This is a genomic window from Streptomyces sp. NBC_00669 (assembly GCF_036226785.1).
Lineage (GTDB): Bacteria > Actinomycetota > Actinomycetes > Streptomycetales > Streptomycetaceae > Actinacidiphila.
The window spans coordinates 4,518,946-4,539,223 of record NZ_CP109018.1 but is presented as its reverse complement, the minus strand read 5'-3'; the positions used below and the strand labels follow the sequence as shown (position 1 = coordinate 4,539,223).

The 20,278-nt window shown below is 74.8% G+C and carries 16 protein-coding genes and 1 pseudogene; 13 read left to right on the top strand and 4 right to left on the bottom strand.

Annotated features, from left to right (window positions below; genetic code table 11):
• Positions 1-6: 6 nt before the first annotated feature.
• On the top strand, positions 7-456 hold the full coding sequence (locus OG896_RS18805) for a winged helix-turn-helix transcriptional regulator (RefSeq protein ID WP_443057080.1): 450 nt from the start codon (positions 7-9) through the stop codon (positions 454-456).
• A gap of 48 nt (positions 457-504) precedes the next feature.
• On the opposite strand, the gene OG896_RS18800 is transcribed toward OG896_RS18805, so the two are convergent.
• Complete coding sequence (locus tag OG896_RS18800; protein ID WP_328466715.1) at positions 505-966, bottom strand: MarR family winged helix-turn-helix transcriptional regulator; 462 nt, start codon at positions 964-966, stop codon at positions 505-507.
• A 75-nt stretch (positions 967-1,041) separates the two neighbouring features.
• Entirely contained in the window at positions 1,042-4,050 is a 3,009-nt protein-coding gene (locus OG896_RS18795; protein WP_329366925.1) for a SpoIIE family protein phosphatase, read from the bottom strand.
• Between the two features lie 421 nt (positions 4,051-4,471).
• Here OG896_RS18795 and OG896_RS18790 point away from each other — a divergent pair, with 421 nt between their 5' ends.
• The 5 genes from OG896_RS18790 (at position 4,472) to OG896_RS18770 (ending at position 9,109) form a co-directional block, all read left to right on the top strand.
• A complete protein-coding gene (locus tag OG896_RS18790; protein WP_402452079.1) occupies positions 4,472-5,353 on the top strand; it encodes a J domain-containing protein in 882 nt (293 codons plus the stop codon).
• A 127-nt stretch (positions 5,354-5,480) separates the two neighbouring features.
• A complete protein-coding gene (locus OG896_RS18785) occupies positions 5,481-5,813 on the top strand; it encodes a rhodanese-like domain-containing protein (RefSeq protein ID WP_329366923.1) in 333 nt (110 codons plus the stop codon).
• 230 nt (positions 5,814-6,043) lie between these two features.
• Positions 6,044-6,826, top strand: a complete 783-nt coding sequence (locus OG896_RS18780) for a DUF5819 family protein (RefSeq protein ID WP_329366920.1) — start codon at positions 6,044-6,046, stop codon at positions 6,824-6,826.
• Positions 6,823-8,214, top strand: coding sequence for an HTTM domain-containing protein (locus OG896_RS18775; protein ID WP_329366918.1), 1,392 nt, complete (start codon positions 6,823-6,825; stop codon positions 8,212-8,214). Before OG896_RS18780 ends, OG896_RS18775 begins: the two co-directional genes overlap by 4 nt.
• A 79-nt stretch (positions 8,215-8,293) precedes the next feature.
• The gene (locus tag OG896_RS18770) at positions 8,294-9,109 is read left to right on the top strand and encodes a TrmH family RNA methyltransferase (protein ID WP_329366916.1); all 816 of its coding nucleotides are present in this window, start codon (positions 8,294-8,296) and stop codon (positions 9,107-9,109) included.
• 54 nt (positions 9,110-9,163) lie between these two features.
• On the opposite strand, the gene paaN is transcribed toward OG896_RS18770, so the two are convergent.
• Positions 9,164-10,840, bottom strand: a complete 1,677-nt coding sequence (paaN, locus tag OG896_RS18765; protein ID WP_329366914.1) for a phenylacetic acid degradation protein PaaN — start codon at positions 10,838-10,840, stop codon at positions 9,164-9,166.
• A 154-nt stretch (positions 10,841-10,994) separates the two neighbouring features.
• Here paaN and OG896_RS18760 point away from each other — a divergent pair, with 154 nt between their 5' ends.
• Together OG896_RS18760 and OG896_RS18755 are read left to right on the top strand one after the other, a co-directional pair.
• A complete protein-coding gene (locus tag OG896_RS18760; protein ID WP_329374124.1) occupies positions 10,995-12,527 on the top strand; it encodes a 3-hydroxyacyl-CoA dehydrogenase in 1,533 nt (510 codons plus the stop codon).
• Positions 12,524-13,129 carry a TetR/AcrR family transcriptional regulator gene (locus tag OG896_RS18755; protein WP_329366912.1) on the top strand — a complete coding sequence of 202 codons (606 nt, stop codon included), beginning with the start codon at positions 12,524-12,526 and terminating at the stop codon, positions 13,127-13,129. Before OG896_RS18760 ends, OG896_RS18755 begins: the two co-directional genes overlap by 4 nt.
• An 85-nt stretch (positions 13,130-13,214) precedes the next feature.
• Here OG896_RS18755 and OG896_RS18750 read toward each other — a convergent pair whose 3' ends face one another.
• Positions 13,215-13,739 (bottom strand): Lrp/AsnC family transcriptional regulator, encoded by a 525-nt coding sequence (locus tag OG896_RS18750; RefSeq protein WP_328466731.1) that lies wholly within the window; start codon positions 13,737-13,739, stop codon positions 13,215-13,217.
• 183 nt (positions 13,740-13,922) lie between these two features.
• On the opposite strand from OG896_RS18750, the gene pdhA reads away from it, so the two are divergent.
• The 5 genes and pseudogenes from pdhA (at position 13,923) to OG896_RS18725 (ending at position 20,247) form a co-directional block, all read left to right on the top strand.
• Positions 13,923-15,023: a pyruvate dehydrogenase (acetyl-transferring) E1 component subunit alpha gene (pdhA, locus tag OG896_RS18745; RefSeq protein WP_329366909.1), complete on the top strand. Its 1,101-nt coding sequence runs from the start codon at positions 13,923-13,925 to the stop codon at positions 15,021-15,023.
• A 77-nt stretch (positions 15,024-15,100) separates the two neighbouring features.
• Positions 15,101-16,072 (top strand): alpha-ketoacid dehydrogenase subunit beta, encoded by a 972-nt coding sequence (locus tag OG896_RS18740; RefSeq protein ID WP_329374122.1) that lies wholly within the window; start codon positions 15,101-15,103, stop codon positions 16,070-16,072.
• A complete protein-coding gene (locus tag OG896_RS18735) occupies positions 16,072-17,520 on the top strand; it encodes a dihydrolipoamide acetyltransferase family protein (RefSeq protein ID WP_329366907.1) in 1,449 nt (482 codons plus the stop codon). Before OG896_RS18740 ends, OG896_RS18735 begins: the two co-directional genes overlap by 1 nt.
• 17 nt (positions 17,521-17,537) lie before the next feature.
• A pseudogene (locus tag OG896_RS18730) lies at positions 17,538-18,583 on the top strand (DUF6457 domain-containing protein).
• Positions 18,580-20,247, top strand: coding sequence for a molybdopterin molybdotransferase MoeA (locus OG896_RS18725; protein WP_329366905.1), 1,668 nt, complete (start codon positions 18,580-18,582; stop codon positions 20,245-20,247). Before OG896_RS18730 ends, OG896_RS18725 begins: the two are co-directional and overlap by 4 nt.
• Positions 20,248-20,278: the final 31 nt, after the last annotated feature.

The following is a 20,278-nucleotide window of genomic DNA, read 5'->3' as shown; positions in this document are numbered from 1 at the left end:
GTGTTCATGGAACGGGGACAGCAAGTGCGCCCGGGTACTCCCTGTCGGGGCGTGGATGTGGCCCTGACCAGGGTTTTCGAGCTGTTCGGCAAGCGATGGACCGGCTTGATCGTGGCCGTGCTCACACACCGCCCCGCGTACTTCGCCGAGATCCGCCGTGCCATTCCCCGGATCAGCGAGCGCATGCTCTCCGACCGGTTGACCGAACTCGCCGACGCGGGCCTGGTGGTCCGCGAGGTCGATCCGGGTCCGCCGCTGCGGGTCAGCTACGGGCTGACCGAGGCGGGGCTGGCCATCCGCCCGGCGCTGGGCGAGCTGACCCGGTGGGCCGAGAAGTACCTGCCGGACGTGCCCTGCACCGAGCCGGACCCGGTCGCCGCGGATGCGGTGGACGGGATGGGCGCCGTGGGGACGGTCGGCGCGGTGGCGGACTCGGGCGAGTGCGCCGCGGGGTGAACCCGGGCCGATGTGCCGCCGCGTGAACGCGGGGCGCCGCCGGGTCGGCTACGACTGCGTCGCCGCGTCCTCGTTGTAACGCACCAGGTAGTCGGCGAACCGGGCCAGGTCCGCCGGGTCCCACGCCGACAGGCGCTCCTTGAACGTCTCCTGCCGCCGTACCCGTGCCGCCGCCAGGGTCTCCACGCCGTGCGGTGCGAGGTGCAGCACCTGGACCCGGTGGTCGGTCGGGTCGGTCCGCCGTTCCAGGAAGCCGTCCCGCTCCAGGGCCGCCACCTGGCGGCTGACCGTCGACTTGTCCAGCAGGTAGTGCGCGGCGAGGTCGGTCGCCCGGCAGCCCTGCTGCTCCTCCAGGTGCGCGAGGATGGTGTACGCCACCAGGGACAGTTCGGGGTGCATGCGCGCGGCGGTGGCGCGCGCCCGCCGGGCGAACGCGGTCAGCTCGCGCTGGATGGTCTCCAGCGACGCGACGGCCTCGGCCGGCCGGGCGGGGGTCGCTGCTGCTGACATCGCGGTCACGCTCCTGCCTGGTACGGCCGCGATCGCGAGTGATCGGCAGCGCAAGAGTTGTATATTACAACGATATCAGGAGGGCAGCGGCAGCTCGAACCACACCACCTTGCCGACCGCCTTCCGGCTGGTCCCCCAGCGCCGCGACAGGTTCGAGACCAGCGCCAGCCCGCGTCCCCGCACGTCGTCCGCCTCGGCGCGGCGCAGTTGCGGCAGGTTGTGGTTGTCGTCGCTCACCTCGACCAGCAGCTTGCCGACCCGCATCAGGCGCAGCTCGACCTCGTAGGAGGCGGCCTTGATCGCGTTGGTCACCAGCTCGCTGACCAGCAGTTCCGCCACGTCGCCGAGGTGTTCCAGGCCCCACTCGGCGAGTTGGCGGCGGGTCAGCTCGCGGGCCCTGGCCACCTCGGTGTAGTCGATCAGCAGGGTCCAGCGGACCACGTCGCGCGGGGCGACGCCCTCGAAGCGGGCGACGAGCAGGGCCACGTCGTCCCTGCGGTCGTCGGAGTGCACCCGGGCGAGTATCTGCGCGCACACCTCCTCGGGGGACTGCTGCGGCTCGATCACGTTGGCGCACAGGGCCGCGAGCCCGGCGTCGATGCCCTGCCCGCGCACCTCGACCAGCCCGTCCGTGCACAGCACCAGCCAACTGCCGTCCGGCGCCGGGATCTCCACGGTCTCGAACGGCACCCCGCCCACCCCGATGGGCGCTCCGCCGGGGATGCGCAGCAGTTCGCCGTGGCCGTCGGAGCCGGCCAGCACCGGCGGGATGTGGCCGGCGTTGGCGAGGGTGAGGGTGCGGTGGATCGGGTCGTACACCGCGTAGACGCAGGTGGCGAGGTGTTCGGTGCCCAGGCGGTGGGCGAGGTTGTCGAGGTGGCGCAGCAGCTGCGCGGGCGGCAGGTCGAGTCCGGCCATGGTGATCACGGCGGTACGGAACTGCCCCATCACGGCGGCCGCCTGCAGTCCGTGGCCCATCACGTCGCCGACGATCAGCGCCACCCGGCCGCCGGGCAGCTGGATCGCGTCGAACCAGTCGCCGCCGACCTGTGCCTGCCGGTCCCCCGGCATGTAGTGGTGCGCGATGCGCACGCCGGGGATGCGGGGCGGCCGGGTCGGCATCATCGAGCGCTGCAGGGTGGCGGCGGCGCGCGACTCCTGGCGGTGCAGCCGGGCGTTGTCGATGTGCACGGCGCCGCGCGCGACCACCTCGCCGGCGGTGGCCGCGTCCCGGGCGTCGAAGGGGCGGCGGCCGGGCCCCCGCAGGAAGTAGACCCGGCCGAGCACGGTGCCGCGGGCGGTCAGCGGCGCCACGATCAGGGAATGGCCGGCCATCAGCGGGCCGAGCGCCGGAACCCCGAAGTCGAGTGCGATGTCCGGGGAGAGCGCGGGGTCGACCACGGGCACCAGGACGGGGTCGCCGAGCCGGGGCACCATGTCGCCGGCGGGCAGCGCGATCAACTCGCCTTCGGGGATCGCCGTCTCCCAGGCGCCGGGCGGGCCGGGCAGGGCGGTGGCGACCCGGCGGACGAGCACGGTGTCGGACGGGCGGTCGTCCTTGGGCGGCTCGGTGTCGGAGAAGAGCTGGTCGACCACGAGCACCGAGGCGAGGTCCGCGAAGCGCGGCACGGTGACGGAGCAGAGTTCGCGTGCGGTGGTGTCCAGGTCGAGGGTGGAGCCGACGATCGAGCCGGCGGCCCGGAGCAGGGCGAGTTGCTCGTCGAGGGCGTTGCCGGCGGGGTGGGGGATCGCGGCGGTGGGGTCGGGGCGGCCGAGGTCGGGGCCGAGCAGGTCGGAGCGGGCGGTGCCGGCGGGGTCGGCGGCCTGGTCTCCGGTCCGATGATCGGACGGTACGGATGTGTCCGTCGGTCCAGCCGCGCCTTCCGGTCTTCCCGCGCCTTCCGGTCTTCCCGGTCCTGCCGGTCTTCCCGGTACTGCCGTGTCCGTTGGGGCGCCGTCGTCCGCCGGCGCCCCGACCGTGGACAGCGGGTAGGACGCGTACGACGTGAGGGACGGCAGCGGCACCGCAGTCAGCGCCGACGCGCTGGACAGGTCGCCGGCCCCCGTGGCCGTACCGCTGGTGGTGGGCCCGGCCGGGTGCGGGGCGGCGCCTGCCCGGTGGTCGCCCGGCAGCAGTTCCCTGCGTACCGCGGTCTCGGCGCGGGCGGCCGCGGCGAGCCGGGCGCGTTCGTGCGGCACCACCGGCAGCCGGGCGCCGTCCTCGACGTCGAGCGCGGGGTGGCCGAGGGCCGCGATCTGCCGGACGATCCGGTCCAGCCGACCCGGGCTGGCGCCCGGCAGCACGTCGGCGAGCCGCCCGGCGAGCGCCTGGCCCACGGCCGGATCGGCGCTCGGCGCCAGCACGGCGGCGACCGCGATGTCCTGGCGCTGCGGACCCTCCGCGCCGTACGGCAGCAGTCGCCCGCCGAGCGCGATCCGCAGCCCGCCGGTGCGCAGCGGCTTGGCGTGGGTGGCGATGGCGAGCATGCTCCGGCCGCCCGGCTCCACCAGCCGGTACGTCCACCACAGGACGTCCTTCACGGTGCCGTCGCGGTCGGTGGCGGCCAGCGCCCCGGCCCAGGAGGAGACGGTGAGGTCGTCCAGCAGTTCCAGGGTGTCCTGGCGGGCCGCGGCGGGACGCTTGTCCGTATGCCCGGCGGCCGGGCGGGTCGTGCTCAGCAGACCGGCCGCGCGGTGGCCGAAGACGTGCTCCCAGCGGTGGCCGAACAGCTCCTCGGCACCGCGGTTCCAGTACGAGATCCGGCCGTCGGGGTCCACGCAGAGCACGGCGAGCCGCAGCAGGGCGGCCAGACCCGGGGTGACCGGTGCGGCCGCGGTGATCGGCGCGGCGACGGGCGCGGTCACCGGTGCTGGGACGGGCGTGGGTGCGGGCGCGATCGCCGGTGCCGGGACGGGCGTGGGTGCGGGCACGGGTACGGACGCGGCCGTGCGGGCGGACGGCAGCGGCGCGGGCCGTATCGCGGGCACCGCTGTGCCGGGGCCCGGCAAGGGCTCGGTGCGGTCGGAGCGGTCGGTGTGATGGTCCGGCTCGGTGGCATCGGGATGCCCGGTGATCTCGTCCAACGTCGTGCACCTGCGGTCCGGCGCTGAGGTTCCGCGCTGAGTAGGGTCGGCTTTCAAGGCAAGCACGAAACGTCCGGCCTGGTCGACCGATTGGCCGGATTGGCGCCCGCTCGCGGGATGCTGACGGTCCGTTCGCTGACGGCGATCGGCCGCGGACGGACGGCGGCGGGCGCGGTGGCGACGCCGGGGGCCCGGGCCCCGTGAGCCCACCCGCACACCGGTGCCCGGCCGGGCCCGCTTCCCGCGGTCTGCCTGGGCTGTCGCCGCCGGCGCCCCGACCGGTTGACTCGTACGGGCGACCCGCGCGGCCGGCTCTTCCGCCCGGGAAGTCCCCGCCCACCGCCCCGGCAGGTGCGTAGCCCGCGGTCGCCCGTGACCGCACTCCAGCGAAGATCGACCGTAGAGGGCCTACGCTATCCGGGTGACGAACACCTCCGGACCCGGACCGTCCGCCGCCCCGTCCGCCGCCTCCGCCGATCCGTCCGCCGCCGCAGCGGCGGCTGCCGCGGCCGCGGACGGCGCCGTGCATGTGGACCCGGAGGGCCAGGAGCGGCTGGCGAAGGCGGTGCGCGCCGCCGAGCAGGCGCTGATCGAGTTCGAGATCGCGGTGGAGACCTTCCGGGTCGAGGTGGAGAACTTCTCCCGGCTGCACCACCAGCGGCTCGGCCCGATGTACGCGCGGCTGGACGAGCTGGACGCGCTGATCGCGGAGGCCGTCGCCGCGCACAGCGGTGACCGGGCCGACATCGAGCGGGCCTGGGAGGCGCGCGCCCTGGTGATGCCGATGCCCGGGGTCGAGGAGCTGTTCGGCGGCCTGCTCGGCGCCGACGGGGTGCGGCCGGTGGAGGACCCCAACCCGCCGCGCCGGGTGCGCCCGGGCAAGGAGGCCCAGCGGCTCTACCGCGAACTGGTCCGCAAGGCCCACCCCGACCTCGCCCAGGACGACGCCGAGAAGGAGCGCCGCAGCGGCTTCATCGCCCGGGTCAACGAGGCGTACGCGTACGCCGACGAGGAGGGGCTGCGGGAGCTGGCCGCGGAGTGGGAGGCCGGTCCGGTGCCGGTGGCGGACCTGCCGAGCGAGGCCGAGGTGCTCTACGCCCGGCTGGAGTGGCTCGCCGAGCGCAAGGAGAAGCTGGCGGCGCTGGCCGCGGAACTCGACGACAGCGCCATCGGGCAGATGATGAAGCTCGCCCCCGACGACCCCGACGCGCTGCTCAACGAGATCGCCGAGCAGTTGCTCACCCAGGTCTCGCAGCGCGAGGCCCGGCTCGCCGAACTGGTCCACGGGGCTTCCGGCGGCTGAGGTAGCTTTCCCGTAGGCCGCACCGTTCCCGTGGCCCGCACCAATCGCACAGTTCGCACCATTCGTACAGTTCGCAGATTCCGTACTTCGTACGTCCGTACGCCCGTGTCCCAGGAGGCCGCGTCCGATGTTCCGCTCCCAGCTCCCCGCGGTGGATGCCTCCGCGGTACCGGCCGACGCGACCCTCCTCGATGTCCGGGAGGACGACGAGTGGGCCGCCGGGCACGCCGAGGGCGCCCTGCACATCCCGATGGGTGAGGTCGTCGCGCGGCTTTCCGAGCTGCCCGAGGGCGGCACGGTCCACGTGCTCTGCCGGGTCGGTGGCCGCTCCGCGCAGGTCACGCAGTACCTGATCGGGCAGGGTGTGGACGCGGTGAACGTCAGCGGCGGCATGCTCGACTGGGAGTCGGCCGGGCGTCCGGTCGTCGACGACAGCGGCGCCGAGGGCTACGTCCTGTAGTACCGCCTGTGGTACCGCGCTCCGTAGCACCGGCTGCTACCGCCCGCGCTCGCGCCTTTCCTCTTTCGCAGAGCCGTTCCTGCGCCTGTGGATAACTCGGTAAGGTCACCGCCGGGGCCCCGGGTGGCTAGGGTCTGACGTCCAGGCCCCCGCGGACACCCGAACGTCGGACCCTGGGCGTTCAGGGCCGTGGTCGGATGCGTCGCGTGCAGCGGAGAGCGGAGAGACGGATGGGGCCAACGGACGGGCCGCCGCCCAATGTGGCGGCGCTGTCGCTGCCCGGGCGGATAGTCGTGGCGGTGACGGTCGGCGCGGTCGCGGTCGGCGCGCTGCTCCACCTGGGGATGGTGTTCCTGTACGTGGCGCCGTCGAACACGCTCAGCAAGGAGCACGCGGCCGCCGTCAACGACTACATCTACCCGGAGTTCGAGCAGAACTGGAAGCTGTTCGCCCCCGACCCGCTCCAGCAGAACGTGCACATCCAGGCCCGCGCCGAGCTGAGCAAGCCCGGCGGCGGCACCGAGACCACCGGTTGGGTGGACCTGACCGGCATGGACATCGCGGCGATGCGGCACGACCCGCTGCCCAGCCACACCCAGCAGAACGAACTGCGCCGCGCCTGGGGCTACTACACGGACACCCATGACGCCCAGGAGCAGGCGACCAGCTCCGGCGGCGACCTGAGCCGCACCTACCTCCAGCGCATCATCCAGGGGCGGCTCGGCAAGAAGCTGAACGGCGGCACGGTGGTCCGCATCCAGGCCCGCGCGGCCACCACCCCGGTGGCGCAGCCGTCCTGGAGCGTCGGGGCGTCCTCGCCCGCCACCCAGTACCGGACCCTGCCGTGGTGGGGCGTCGACTCCGCCGCCCCCGGCGCGACGCCCGACCCGGGTACGACCGCCGCTCCCGGTACGACCGCCGCCCCCGGCGCGACGCCGAGCAGCCCCGGCCCGAGCACCACCGCTCCGGCGCCGACCACCACCACTCCCGGGCAGCAGGGGGCCTCCTCATGACCGCGCCCCGCAGCCACGCCGAGACCCCGGCCGGGCGGCACGTCCCGGCCACGCCCACGTACGCCGGTGTGACCGCCGCACTCGACCGCGGTGTCACCCGCGGCCTGGCCCGGATCACCAGCGGCGCCATCGGCCCGTACCAGAGCGCGGTGGTCCGGATCGGGATGTCGCTGACCTGGCTGCTGTACCTGCTGCGGGAGTTCCCGCACCGCGGTGCGCTCTACGGCCCGCACAGCGCCTGGGGGTTCGACCTCGCGCAGCGGCTGCTGGCCGGCAACCACGCGTTCAGCGTCCTGATGTGGAGCGACAGCCGGGCCTGGTTCGAGATCGGCTACGCCTTCGCGATCCTGGCGAGCGCGGCGCTGATGCTGGGCTGGCGGACGCGGACGTCCGCGCTGATGTTCATGGTCGGGGTGCTGTCGCTCCAGAACCGCAGCGTCTTCATGGGCGACGGCGGCGACAACGTGGTCCACATCATCGCGATCTACCTCGCCTTCACCCGCTGCGGCCAGGTCTGGTCGCTCGACAGCCGCAGGGCGCGGCGCCGCGCGGAGAAGGCGGAGGCCGAGGCCGAGGTGTCCTCGGCAGCGGTGGAAGCCGGCGGTCAGGGCTCTGGCGCCGGGGTGGACGCGGCCGGCGACGTGAGCACGGAGCCGGCGCCCGGCGCCCGGGCCGCGCGCGCCGGGGTCGATCCGGTCGGCGTGGCGCTGTGGACGGTCTTCGGCGCGGTGCTGCTCGCCGCGTCGTTCGGGGACAAGCTCAGCACCGGCTGGGACCTGGTCTTCTGGGCCTGCTGGGTCGGGCACACGGTGTGGTGGGCGGTCCGCCGCTACGCGCCCGGCGAGCCGCGCACGGTGCTCGACATCATCGCCAACGTGGTCCACAACGGCGCGATGCTCGTGATCGTGGTCGAGGTGTGCCTGATCTACTCCACCGCCGGCTGGTACAAGATCCAGGGCAGCCGCTGGCAGGACGGCACCGCGCTGTACTACCCGCTGCACCTGGACGACTTCACGCCCTGGCCGGCGCTGTCCCACACGCTGGCGAGCCACGCCGTCATGGTCATGCTGATCACCTACGGCACGGTGATCGTCCAGGTCGCCTTCCCCTTCACCCTCTTCAACCGCCGGGTGAAGAACGTGCTGCTGGTCGGGATGATCATCGAGCACGCCTCGATCGCCGTGGTGCTGGGGCTGCCCTTCTTCTCGCTGGCGATGATCTCCGCCGACGCGGTCTTCCTGCCGACCGGTTTCCTGCTCTGGGCCGAGCAGCGGATCACCGGCCGCCGGCGTGGCCGGGAGCGCGCCACCGGGGCCCTGCCGGGCCAGCGCGCCGACGACCTGGCCGAGCCCGCCGCGGGCCCGCCGCCACCGTCGGCCGTCACCTGAGGGGACTCGCCGCCCGCGGTGCCGCACCGGACGGGCCTGCCCCGGCGGGGCACCGGGGCCCGGCCCGTAGGGTGAGCGCATGACCGAGGACGAGGCCGCGCGGCCAGGGAGCGGCGCGGCCGCGGCGCACCGCTGGCAGGCGGCGACCGAAGCGCGGTGCGTGTTGCTCGACGGCTTCCACGCGCTCAAGCACGCGCTGCGTTTCGGCGCCGACGTACGGGTCGCCGTGACCGCGGACCGGCCCGGGCTGCTGCGGCTGGCCGCCGAGTTGGCACCCGACCTCACCGCGGAACTGGCCGGGCGGGTCGCCGAGGTGCCGGGCCCGGTGCTGCGCGAACTGGTGCCCCGGGTGCATCCGACCGGCGTGGCCGCGCTCGCCGCCCGCCCGGACCGTGCGGCGAACCTGGCCGACCTGCACCGCATACCCCGGCTCGCCCCGCTGGTCGTGCTGGACTCCCCGCGCAACCTCGGCAACGTCGGTGCCGTCATCCGCCTCGCCGCCGGCTTCGCCGCCACCGGGGTGGTGACCACCGGCGACCTCGACCCCTGGCACCCCAACGCCGTACGGTCCGGCGCCGGGCTGCACTACGCCGCCGCGGTCGAGCGCGCGGACCCGGACGCACTGCCGCCGGGTCCCCGCTATGTCCTGGACCCCGAGGGCGAGGACATCCGCGACACCGGCCTGCCCGACGACGCGCTCGTGGTCTTCGGGTCCGAGCGGCACGGCGTCTCCGCCGCACTGCGCGACCGGGCCGACGCGCTGGTGTCGCTGCCGATGCGGGCGCAGGTCTCCAGCTACAACCTCGCCACCAGCGTGGGCATGGCGCTCTACCACTGGGCGGCCACCTCCCGCTCGCCGCTGGTGCCGGGGCGGGGCGGGCCGGGCGGGCACTGAGCCGGGGGCCGGCCCGGCCCGCCCCCGGCCTACTCGGGGCAGGTGCGCCGCCTGTCAGGCCGGGCGGCGCACCTCCACCACCCGGAAGCGGTTGGCGACGAAGGCTCCGTCGCACAGGGCGGAGTTCGCCGCCGGGTTGCCGCCCGAACCGTGGAAGTCGGAGAACGCGGCGGTCTGGTTGACGTACACCCCGCCGGTGAGGTTCAAGGAGAGCTGGGCGCACTCCTCGAAGCAGACCTCTTCCAACTCCCGCTCGACCTGCGGGGACGTGGTGTAGCCGGCGACGGTCATGGCGCCCTTGTCCCGGATGGTGCGGCGCAGCAGCTCCAGCGCGTCGGCGGTGGAGTCCACGGCCACGGCGAAGGAGACCGGCCCGAAGCACTCCGTCAGGTAGGCGGACTCGGCGTCCGGCTTCGCGCCGTCGAGCGAGACAAGCGCGGGGGTGCGGACCACGGCGTCCGGGAAGTCGGGGTGGGTGACCGCCCGGGAGGCCAGCGCCACGCCGCCGATGCCGGGGGCGGCGTCGAGCCGGGACTTCACGTCGGCGTTGACCAGGGCGCCGAGCAGGGCGTTGGCCCGCGCGTCGTCGCCGAGGAGCTTGTCGACCGCGGCTGCGAGGTCGGCGACCACCTCGTCGTAACTCCGGGGGCCCTGGTCGGTGCTGATGCCGTCGCGGGGGATCAGCAGGTTCTGCGGGGTGGTGCACATCTGGCCGCTGTAGAGGGACAGCGAGAAGGCGAGGTTGGCGAGCATGCCGCGGTAGTCGTCGGTGGAGTCGATCACCACGGTGTTGACGCCGGCCTTCTCGGTGTAGACCTGGGCCTGCCGCGCGTTCGCCTCCAGCCAGTCGCCGAAGGAGGTGGACCCGGTGTAGTCGATGAGGCGGATCTCGGGGCGCAGCGCGAGGGTCTTGGCGAGCCCTTCACCCGGACGGTCCACCGCCAGGCAGACCAGGTCCCGCGGATAGCCCGCCTCGGCAAGCACCTCGCGGGCGATCTCGACGGTCAGCGCGAGCGGCAGCACCGCCCGCGGGTGCGGCTTGACCAGCACCGCGTTCCCGGTCGCGAGGGAGGCGAACAGGCCCGGGTAGCCGTTCCACGTCGGGAAGGTGTTGCAGCCGATGACCAGGCCGATGCCGCGCGGCACCGCCGTGAACGTCTTGCGCAGGCCGATCGGGTCCCGCTTGCCCTGCGGCTTGGTCCACTCCGCGGTCTCCGGGGTGCGGACCTGCTCCACGTACGCGTACGCGACCGCCTCCACGCCGCGGTCCTGCGCGTGCGGGCCGCCGGCCTGGAGCGCCATGGTGAACGCCTGGCCGGTGGTGTGCATCACGGCGTGCGCGAACTCCTGGGTCCGCGCGTTGATCCGCGCGATGATCTCCAGGCAGACCAGGGCGCGGATCTCGGGACCTGCCTCGCGCCAGGCGGGCATCGCCGCGCGCATGGCGGGCAGCAGCACGTCGGGATCGGGGTGCGGGTACTGGATGCCGAGGTCGATGCCGTACGGCGAGTGCTCGTCGCCGGTCCACTCGTCGGTGCCCGGCTGGTCGAGCGGGAAACGGCCGCCGAGGCGCGCCTCGAAGGCGGCGCGGCCGGCCTCGGGGTCGGGATACGCCTTGGGGTGTTCGGGGTGCGGCGACCAGAACGCGCGGGTCCTGACGGCCTCCAGTGCCTGGTCGAGGGTGCCGCGGTGGCGGTCGACCAGGAGCACGGTGGAGAGATCGGCGGACATGGGACCAACTCCTCGTCGAGCTGGGCTGAGTGGCGGGGACACCGCTAGATTAACCGAATGTTCGGTCGGGACAAGAGGAGCTTCTCGGCCTGTGGATAACTTCGCGGACCACCCCGCGGACGACGTCGACGACTTCGGCGAGGAGAGAGCAACCGTGACCGCACCAGATCTGACCAGCACCGTCGCCGTCGTCGGCGCGGGCACCATGGGCCAGGGCATCGCGCAGGTCGCGCTGGTGGCCGGCCATCGCGTGCTGATCCACGACGCCGTGCCGGGCCGGGCCCGCGCGGCCGTGGAAGCGGTCACCGCCCGGCTGGACCGGCTGGTCGAGAAGAGCCGGCTCGGCACCGAGGAGCGCGCGTCGGCGCTGGCCCGGCTCGCGGCGGCCGAGACCATCGCGGACCTGGTGCCCGCCCGGCTCGTCGTGGAGGCCGTGGTCGAGGACCTCGCCGTCAAGCAGGGGCTCTTCGCCGAACTGGAGCGGGTGGTCGCCGACGACTGCCTGCTGGCGACGAACACCTCCTCGCTGTCGGTGACCGCCGTGGCGAGCGGCCTGCGCCGCCCGGGCCGGCTGGTCGGGCTGCACTTCTTCAACCCGGCGCCGCTGCTGCCGCTGGTCGAGGTGGTCGCCGGCGCGGCCGGCGACCCGGCCGCCGTGACCGCCGCGTTCGACCTCGCCGCCGCCTGGGGCAAGACCCCGGTGCGCTGCACCGACACCCCCGGCTTCCTGGTCAACCGCATCGCCCGCCCCTACTACGCCGAGGCGCTGCGCGTGTACGAGGAGCGGGCCGCCGACCCCGCCACCGTCGACGCCCTGCTGCGCGAGAGCGGCGGCTTCGCGATGGGCGCGTTCGAGCTGACCGACCTGATCGGGCAGGACGTCAACGAGGCGGTCACCCGCTCGGTGTGGGAGGCGTACGGCCGCGATCCGAAGTTCGGGCCCTCGCTGGCGCAGCGCCGGCTGGTGGAGTCCGGCCGGCTGGGCCGCAAGGCGGGGCGCGGCTGGTTCCCGTACGGCCCGGGCCACAGCGCGGCCGAGGTGGCGGCGGCCACCGAGCCGCACACCGCCGACGCGGCCCTGGCGCCGGAGTTCGTCACCGTCCGCGGGGAGCTCGGCCCGGCCGCGGAACTGGCCGCGCTCGCCGAGGAGGCGCGGGTGGAGGTGCGCAGGGAACCCGCGGCGCCCGGGACGACGGGCGGCGCGTTCGTCCTGCCCGGCGGCGTCCGCCTGCACCTGGCCGACGGGCGGCTGCCGGGCGAACCGTCGATCCAGTTCGACCTCGCGCTGGACTACCGGGCCGCCACCAGGGTGGCGATCGCGCCGGCCGCCGGGGTGCACGCCGACGCCGTCACCGAGGCCACCGGCCTGTTTCAGGCCATGGGCAAGGAGGTCAGCGTCATCCGGGACGTGCCCGGCATGGTGGTCGCCCGCACCGTGGCGATGCTGGTGGACTTCGCGCTGGACGCCGTCGCCAGGGAGGTGGCGACCGCGCACGACGTGGACACCGCGATGCGGCTGGGCGTGAACTACCCGTTGGGGCCGCTGGAGTGGGGCGAGCGGATCTCGCTGCCCTACGTGCGGGACCTGCTGGACGGCCTGCACGCCTGGTACCCGACCGGACGGTACGCACCCGGTCCTGAACTGAGGCGGCGTGCGGCGGCGGCCCGGGATGTGGTCTGCTCATGACCATGCCCAAGCGCGACACCTACACACCGGACTCGCTGCTCGCCGTGGCCGTCGAGGTCTTCAACGAGCGCGGTTACGACGGCACGTCCATGGAGCACCTGTCGCAGGCGGCGGGCATCTCCAAGTCCTCGATCTACCACCATGTGCGCGGCAAGGAGGAACTGCTCGAACGGGCGGTCGGCCGCGCCCTGGAGAGCCTGTTCGGCATCTTCGAGGAGACCGGCGCGACCGCGGGCCGCGCGGTGGACCGGCTGGAGTACGTCACCCGGCGCACCACCGACATGCTGGTCGAGGAGCTGCCCTACGTCACCTTGCTGCTGCGGGTGCGCGGCAACACCGGCACCGAGCGGCGAGCGATGGAGCGGCGCAGGGAGTTCGACCAGCGGGTGGCGGAGCTGCTCAAGGCCGCCGTCGCCGAGGGCGACCTGCGCGCCGACGTCGAGCCCCGGCTCGCCACCCGGCTGCTGTTCGGCATGATCAACTCGGTGGTGGAGTGGTACCGCCCGGACGGCCGCGGCTCCGTGCAGGCCGAGCAGGTCGCGGACGCGGTGGTGCGGCTGGCCTTCGACGGGCTGCGGATACCGCCGGGCACCGACTCCTGACAGCCGCCGTCGCGCGGGTCGATCCAGCCGGCCGACCGGGTCGGCCGAAGCACCTGGTCGGCACCGGCCCGGTCGGTGGACCGGCCTAGATCGTCGGGTACCCGTCCGGGCCGTTCTCCTGCCGCGGCCAGTCCCCGACCACCAGGTCGGTCTCCTCGAAGACCAGCAGCGTGCGGCTGCTGAGCACCTCCTCGATCGCCTGCAGCCGGGTGAGCACCAGTTCGCGCAGGCTGCGGTTGTCGACCGTGTGCACCAGCAGCAGGACGTCGAAGTCCCCGCTGACCAGTGCGATATGGACGACACCCGGAAGAGTGACGAGTTTCTGCCGGACGGTCCGCCACGAGTTCTGGACGATCCTGAGCGTGATGTACGCGGAGGCGCCGTGCCCGGCGCGTTCGTGGTCGATCCGGGCGCTGAATCCTCGGATGACTCCGTCCTCGACCAGCCGATTGATCCGGGCGTACGCGTTGGCCCGGGAGACGTGTACACGCTCGGCCACGGAGCGTATCGACGCTCTGCCGTCCTCCTGGAGCAGCCGCAGGATCGTGCGGTCGATCGCGTCCAGAGGTCGGACCCCTTGTGCGTCTTCGGCCATCTGTTCTCTCGCCATCCCCCCGGGACTCCTTAGCATGGACGTACTGGCTCCATCTCAGGCTGTGCAGAACCGTTTGTCCACAGGCCGAACCACCCCGTAGCCAAAATGCCTCCGGCGACCGAACAATCGGTTGGGAGAGCGAGACCCGCTCTCGCCGCCCCGACCACACCGGTCACCGATTCCAAGGAGGTGCTCGCGATGACTGTCCTGGACACCCCCGCCTGGCGCCCGCGCACCGAAGCCGGGCCGCTGTTGCCCGACCAGGAGCCGTTCCGGCTGCTCGGCACCCCCGAGGCCGCCCGGCTCGCCCCCGCGCTGCTCACCGAGCTGTACGCCCAGCTCGTCCGCGGCCGCCGGTTCAACCGGCAGGCGACCGCTCTGACCAAGCAGGGCCGGCTCGCGGTCTACCCGTCGAGCACCGGCCAGGAGGCGTGCGAGATCGCCGCCGCGCTCGCGCTCGGCCCGCGCGACTGGCTCTTCCCCAGCTACCGCGACACCCTCGCGGTGGTCGCCCGCGGCGTGGACCCGGTCGAGGCGCTGACGCTGCTGCGCGGCGACTGGCACACCGGGTACGACCCGCGCGAGACCCGGGTGGCCCCGCTCAGCACCCCGCTGGCCACCCAGCTGCCGCACGCGGTCGGCCTCGCGCACGCCGCCCGGCTCAGCGGTGACGACGTGGCGGCGCTGGCCATGGTCGGCGACGGCGGCACCAGCGAGGGCGACTTCCACGAGGCGCTGAACTTCGCGGCGGTGTGGAAGGCCCCGGTGGTCTTCCTGGTGCAGAACAACGGCTTCGCGATCTCCGTGCCGCTGTCCAAGCAGAGTGCCGCGCCGTCCTTCGCCCACAAGGCGGTCGGCTACGGCATGCCCGGCCGCCTCGTGGACGGCAACGACGCGGCGGCCGTCCACCAGGTGCTCACCGAAGCGGTGGACCGGGCCCGCGCGGGCCGCGGCCCCACCCTGGTCGAGGCGGTCACCTACCGGATCGACGCGCACACCAACGCCGACGACGCGACGCGCTACCGCGACGAGGACGAGGTCGCCGCCTGGCGCGCGCACGACCCGGTCACCCTGCTGGAGCGCGAGCTGACCGGCCGCGGCCTGCTCGACGACGCGCTGCGGCAGCGCACCACCGACGACGCGGAGGCGCTCGCCGCCGCCCTGCGCGAGCGCATGCACGACGACCCGCGGCTGGACCCGATGGAGCTGTTCGCACACGTCTACGCGGAGCCCACGCAGCAACTGCGCGAGCAGGAGGCCATGCTGCGCGCCGAGCTGGAAGCGGAGCAGCGCTCATGAGCCCCACCTCCTCGGCCGCCGCCCAGGCCGCGGCGCCCGCTTCCCCCGCCGGGAAGCCTGCCGGGAAGCCCGCCACCATGGCACAGGCGCTCAACCAGGCGCTGCGGGACGCGCTCAGCTTCGACCCGACCGTCCATGTGCTCGGTGAGGACGTCGGCACCCTCGGCGGCGTCTTCCGGATCACCGACGGACTGGCCCGCGACTTCGGCGACGACCGCTGCACCGACACCCCGCTCGCCGAGGCCGGCATCCTCGGCGCCGCGGTCGGCATGGCGATGTACGGGCTGCGGCCGGTGGTCGAGATGCAGTTCGACGCCTTCGCCTACCCGTCGTTCGAGCAGCTCGTCAGCCATGTGGCCAAGATGCGCAACCGCACCCGGGGCGCGCTGCCGCTGCCGATCACCGTCCGCATCCCGTACGGCGGCGGCATCGGCGGCGTCGAGCACCACAGCGACTCCTCCGAGGCGTATTACCTGCACACCCCGGGGCTGCACGTGGTGACGCCGGCGACCGTCGAGGACGCCTACGGGCTGCTGCGGGCCGCCATCGCCTCCGACGACCCGGTGGTGTTCCTGGAGCCCAAGCGGCTGTACTGGTCGAAGGCCGACTGGTCGCCGCAGGCGCCGCGCGAGGTCCCGCCGATCGGGCGCGCGGTGGTGCGCCGCCCCGGGCGCAGCGCCACCCTGATCACCTACGGTCCCTCGCTGCCGGTCTGCCTGGAGGCCGCCGAGGCGGCGAAGGAGGAGGGCTGGGACCTGGGCGTGGTGGACCTGCGCAGTCTGGTGCCGTTCGACGAGGAGACGGTGGCGCGGGTGGTGCGCGGCACTGGGCGGGCGGTCGTGGTGCACGAGTCGTCCGGGTTCGGCGGCGCGGGCGCGGAGATCGCCGCGCGGATCACCGAGCGCTGCTTCCACCACCTCGAGGCGCCGGTGCTGCGGGTGGCCGGGTTCGACATCCCCTACCCGCCGCCGATGCTGGAACGGCACCATCTGCCCGGGGTCGACCGGATTCTGGACGCCGTGGGCCGGTTGCAGTGGGAGGAGGGGTGATGGCCGCGGTCAAGGAGTTCACCCTGCCCGACCTCGGCGAAGGGCTCACCGAGGCCGAGATCGTGCGCTGGCTGGTCGAGGTCGGCGAGGTCGTCGCGGTGGACCAGCCGGTGGTCGAGGTGGAGACGGCGAAGGCCGTGGTGGAGGTGCCCTGCCCCTACGGCGGGGTGGTCACCGCGCGGTTCGGGGCGGAGGGCGACACCCTGGCGGTCGGCCGCCCGCTGGTGACGGTCGCGGTCGGCGCGGACCCGGGCCCGGGCGGCGGTGACGGCGGGGGCTCTGCCGACGGGAGCTCTGCCGACGGGAGCAGCGACGGCGGGCCCGAGGGCTCGGGGAACGTCCTGGTCGGCTACGGCACCCAGGCGGCGGTCGCCCGTCGGCGCAGCCGGGTCAGGGCGGTCGGCGCGGCGGTCGGTCACGAGCCGGTGGCCGGTGCTGCGAGGACCGCGCGCGGCGATGCCGGTCACCCGGACGGCGGACCGGTCGCGGTCATCTCGCCGCTGGTGCGCCGGCTCGCCCGGGAGAAGGGCCTGGACCTGCGGTCGCTGACCGGCACCGGCCCCGACGGGCTGATCCTGCGGGCCGACGTGGATCGGGCGGCGGGCACCACGACAGGTGCGGTGGCTGATGTCGGGGCTGATGTCGGGGCGGAGGTCGCGGCGGAGGTCCCGACCGCCCAGGCCGAGCCGGCGGCGGTGGCCCGGCGGCCCGTCGACGGCGAGGTGCGCGTCCCGCTGCGCGGGATACGCGGTGCGGTCGCGGAGAAACTGGCGCGCAGCAGGCGGGAGATCCCCGACGCCACCTGCTGGGTCGACGCGGACGCCACCGAACTGCTCGCGGTGCGCGCGGCGATGAACGCCGCGTCGGCCACGGCGGGCACCTCGGCCACCGCGGGCACGGGCGGCGAGGGCACGCGGATGTCGGTGCTGGCGCTGATGGCCCGGATCGTGACGGCCGCGCTGGCCCGGCACCCGGAGCTGAACGCGTCGGTGGACACCGCGCGGGGCGAGATCGTACGGCTGCCGGCCGTGCACCTCGGCTTCGCCGCGCAGACCGAGCGCGGCCTGGTCGTGCCGGTGGTGCGGGACGCGCAGGCCAGGACCACCGCCCAGCTGTCGGCGGAGATCGGCCGGCTGACGGAGGCGGCCAGGACCGGGTCGCTGACGCCCGCCGACCTCACCGGCGGGACCTTCACGCTCAACAACTACGGCGTGTTCGGGGTGGACGGCTCGACGCCGATCCTCAACCACCCGGAGGCGGGCATGCTCGGGGTGGGCCGGATCGCGGCCAAGCCGTGGGTGCACCAGGGGGAGTTGGCGGTGCGGCAGGTGGTGCAGCTGTCGTTCACCTTCGACCACCGGGTGTGCGACGGCGGCACGGCGGGCGGCTTCCTGCGGTTCGTGGCCGACTGCGTGCAGGACCCGGCGGTGCTGCTGGCCTCGGTCTGAGCGGCATACTCGCGGGCATGACGACGCGCTACGACGCGGTGGTGCTCGCCGGTGGCGCGGCCCGCCGGCTCGGCGGCACCGACAAGCCCGCGCTGCCGGTCGGCGGCCTGATGCTGCTCGACCGGGTGCTCGCGGCCTGCGCGGCGGCGGACGGGACCGTGGTGGTCGGCCCGCGCCGGCCGACCGTACGGCCGGTGCGCTGGGCCCGCGAGGAGCCGCCCGGCGGCGGACCGGTGCCGGCGCTGGCCGCCGGGCTCGCCGCGCTGTCCGCGATCGGGCCGCCTGCGGCCGGCCCCGCGGGCGGTTCGGGCGGTTCGGGTGCGCCCGTCGCGGACGTGGTCGTGGTGCTCGCCGCCGACCTGCCGTTCCTGACGGCGGCGACGGTCGGCGCGCTGGCGGACGCGGCGGCCGGCGCCGGCAGCGCTGCGGAGGGTGTGGTGCTCACCGACGCGGACGGGCGGGACCAGCCGCTCGCCGCCGCCTACCGGTGGGAGCCGCTGCGCCGCGAACTGGCCCTGCTCGCGGGGGAGTACGGCGGTCTGGCCGGGCTGCCGCTGCGCCTGCTCACCGGCGAACTGGCGCTGCGCAGGATGGCCGATCCGACGGGCGAGGCGTCGTTCGACTGCGACACCTGGGAGGACGTGGCGGCGGCCCGGGCCCGGCTGGAGCGCCGGCCTGAGGGGTGAGCCTGCGTGTCGCCCGGGCCGGGATCGGGGACGATGGGCCTGTGTTGGACGAATGGATCGCAGCAGCCAAGACCGAACTGGGCATCGACCTCGACGTGGACACCCGCGTCCTGCTCGACCTCGCCCGCGACGCGGCACACGGGGTGGCGCGGCCGGCCGCGCCGCTGACCACGTTCCTCGTGGGGTACGCCGCGGGGCGTGCGGGCGGCGGTCCGGACGAGGTGCGGGCGGCGGCGGAGAAGGCCGCAGCGCTGGCTCGGCGTTGGGCGGAACAGGCGGAACAGGCGGAACAGGCCGCGGCGTCCGGCCAGGACGGCACCGGCGCAGGCGCCGGCGGCCCCTCGGGTACCTCGGGCACCGCGGGCGCCCCGGAATGAGCGCCCCAGGTCCCGGCTCCGCACCCGGCGACTGCGAACCCGTCCGCTCCGGCGGCCTGTCCGCCCCTGCCCCCGCCGCCGGTCCCGCGCCCGCCCCCGAATCCACCCGCGAATCCACTCCCGGCTCCGACCGTTCCGACCGCTGCGACCCCGTGGACGTCGACCCCGCCCTCCTGGCCCTTGCCGCCGACCCCCTGGCGAAGGCGTACATGGACGGGCTCGGCCTCACCGAGTACCTGCGCCGCCGCGCCCACCCGGCCGTCGCCGCCCCCGACCCCGGCGGCCCACCCGAGTCCGGCGGCCTGCTCCCCTCCGACCCCGGCCGCCCCGTCGTCCACCGGCTGGACACCCCTTGGCTCAGGGCCCGCCACACCGCGCTGGCCGCCGCCCGCCAACTGGACGCGGAGCGCGTGCCGTTGGGCGAGCAGGCGCTGGGCGCGGCGCTGGCGCGCGGGCTGGCGGCGCTGACGGACCTGCCGCCGTTCGACTCCTCGGCGATGGACGGCTGGGCGGTCACCGGTCCCGGGCCGTGGCGGCTGGCGGGCGAGGTGTTCGCCGGTCAGCAGACCGCGGCCCGACTCGCGGACGGGCACGCCGTGCGGGTGGCGACCGGCGCCGAACTGCCCGCGGGCGCGACGGCCGTGCTGCGCGACGAACACGGCGTGACCGAACCGCGTCCGGACGGCGAGTGGTTGAAGGTGGCCGCGCCGCACCCGGCGCCCGTGTCCGGCCAGGAGGTGCGCAGGCGCGGTCAGGAGTGCCGGGCGGGTGAGGAGTTGCTGCCCGCGGGTGTCACGGTGACGCCGGCGGTGCTGGGCCTGGCGGCGGCGTCCGGGTACGACGAGCTGGCGGTCGTGGCCCGGCCGAGGGTCGAAGTGCTGGTGCTCGGGGACGAGTTGCTCGCCGAGGGGCAGCCGGGGAAGGGCCGGGTCCGGGACGCGCTGGGCCCGATGCTGCCCCCGTGGCTGCGCGCGCTGGGCGCGGACGTGGTCGCGGTGCGGGCGCTGCCGGACGACGCGGAGGCGCTGCGGGCCGCGGTCGCCGATTCCGTCGCGACCCGGGGTGCCGACCTGGTGGTCACCACCGGTGGCACCGCGAGCGGCCCGCGCGACCACGTGCACGGCGCGCTGGTCCGGGTCGGCGCGCGGCTGCTGGTGGACGGGGTGACGGTACGCCCCGGGCATCCGATGCTGTTCGCGGAGTTCCCGTGCGGACCGTACGAGACGCCGCACCCGGCGGAGCGGTCCGGGCCGAAGCCCTCCGCCCCGCCGCGCCGGCCGGAGGGCGGCGCGGGGGCCGAACCGCCGCCCAGGAGAAGCTACTTCGTCGGGCTGCCGGGCAACCCGCTCGCCGCGGTCGCCGGCGTGCTGACGCTCGTCGCGCCCCTGCTGCGGACGCTCGGCGGCCACCCCGCCCCGGCGTCGTACACCGCGCCGCTCACCGAGGACGTCGGCGGGCACCGTGGGGACACCCGGCTGGTGCCGGTCGTGTTCGACGCCCACGCGGCCGCCCGGCCGCTGCACCACACCGGCTCGGCGATGCTGCGCGGGCTGGCCGCCGCCCACGGGATGGCGGTGGTCCCGCCGGGTGGGGCGAAGGCGGGCGACGAGGTCAAGGTGCTGGACCTCGGGATGCCCGGTTCGGCCTGGGGGAGCGCGCGGTGAGACTGCCCCGTGCCGCCCGCGGAGGTGCCGA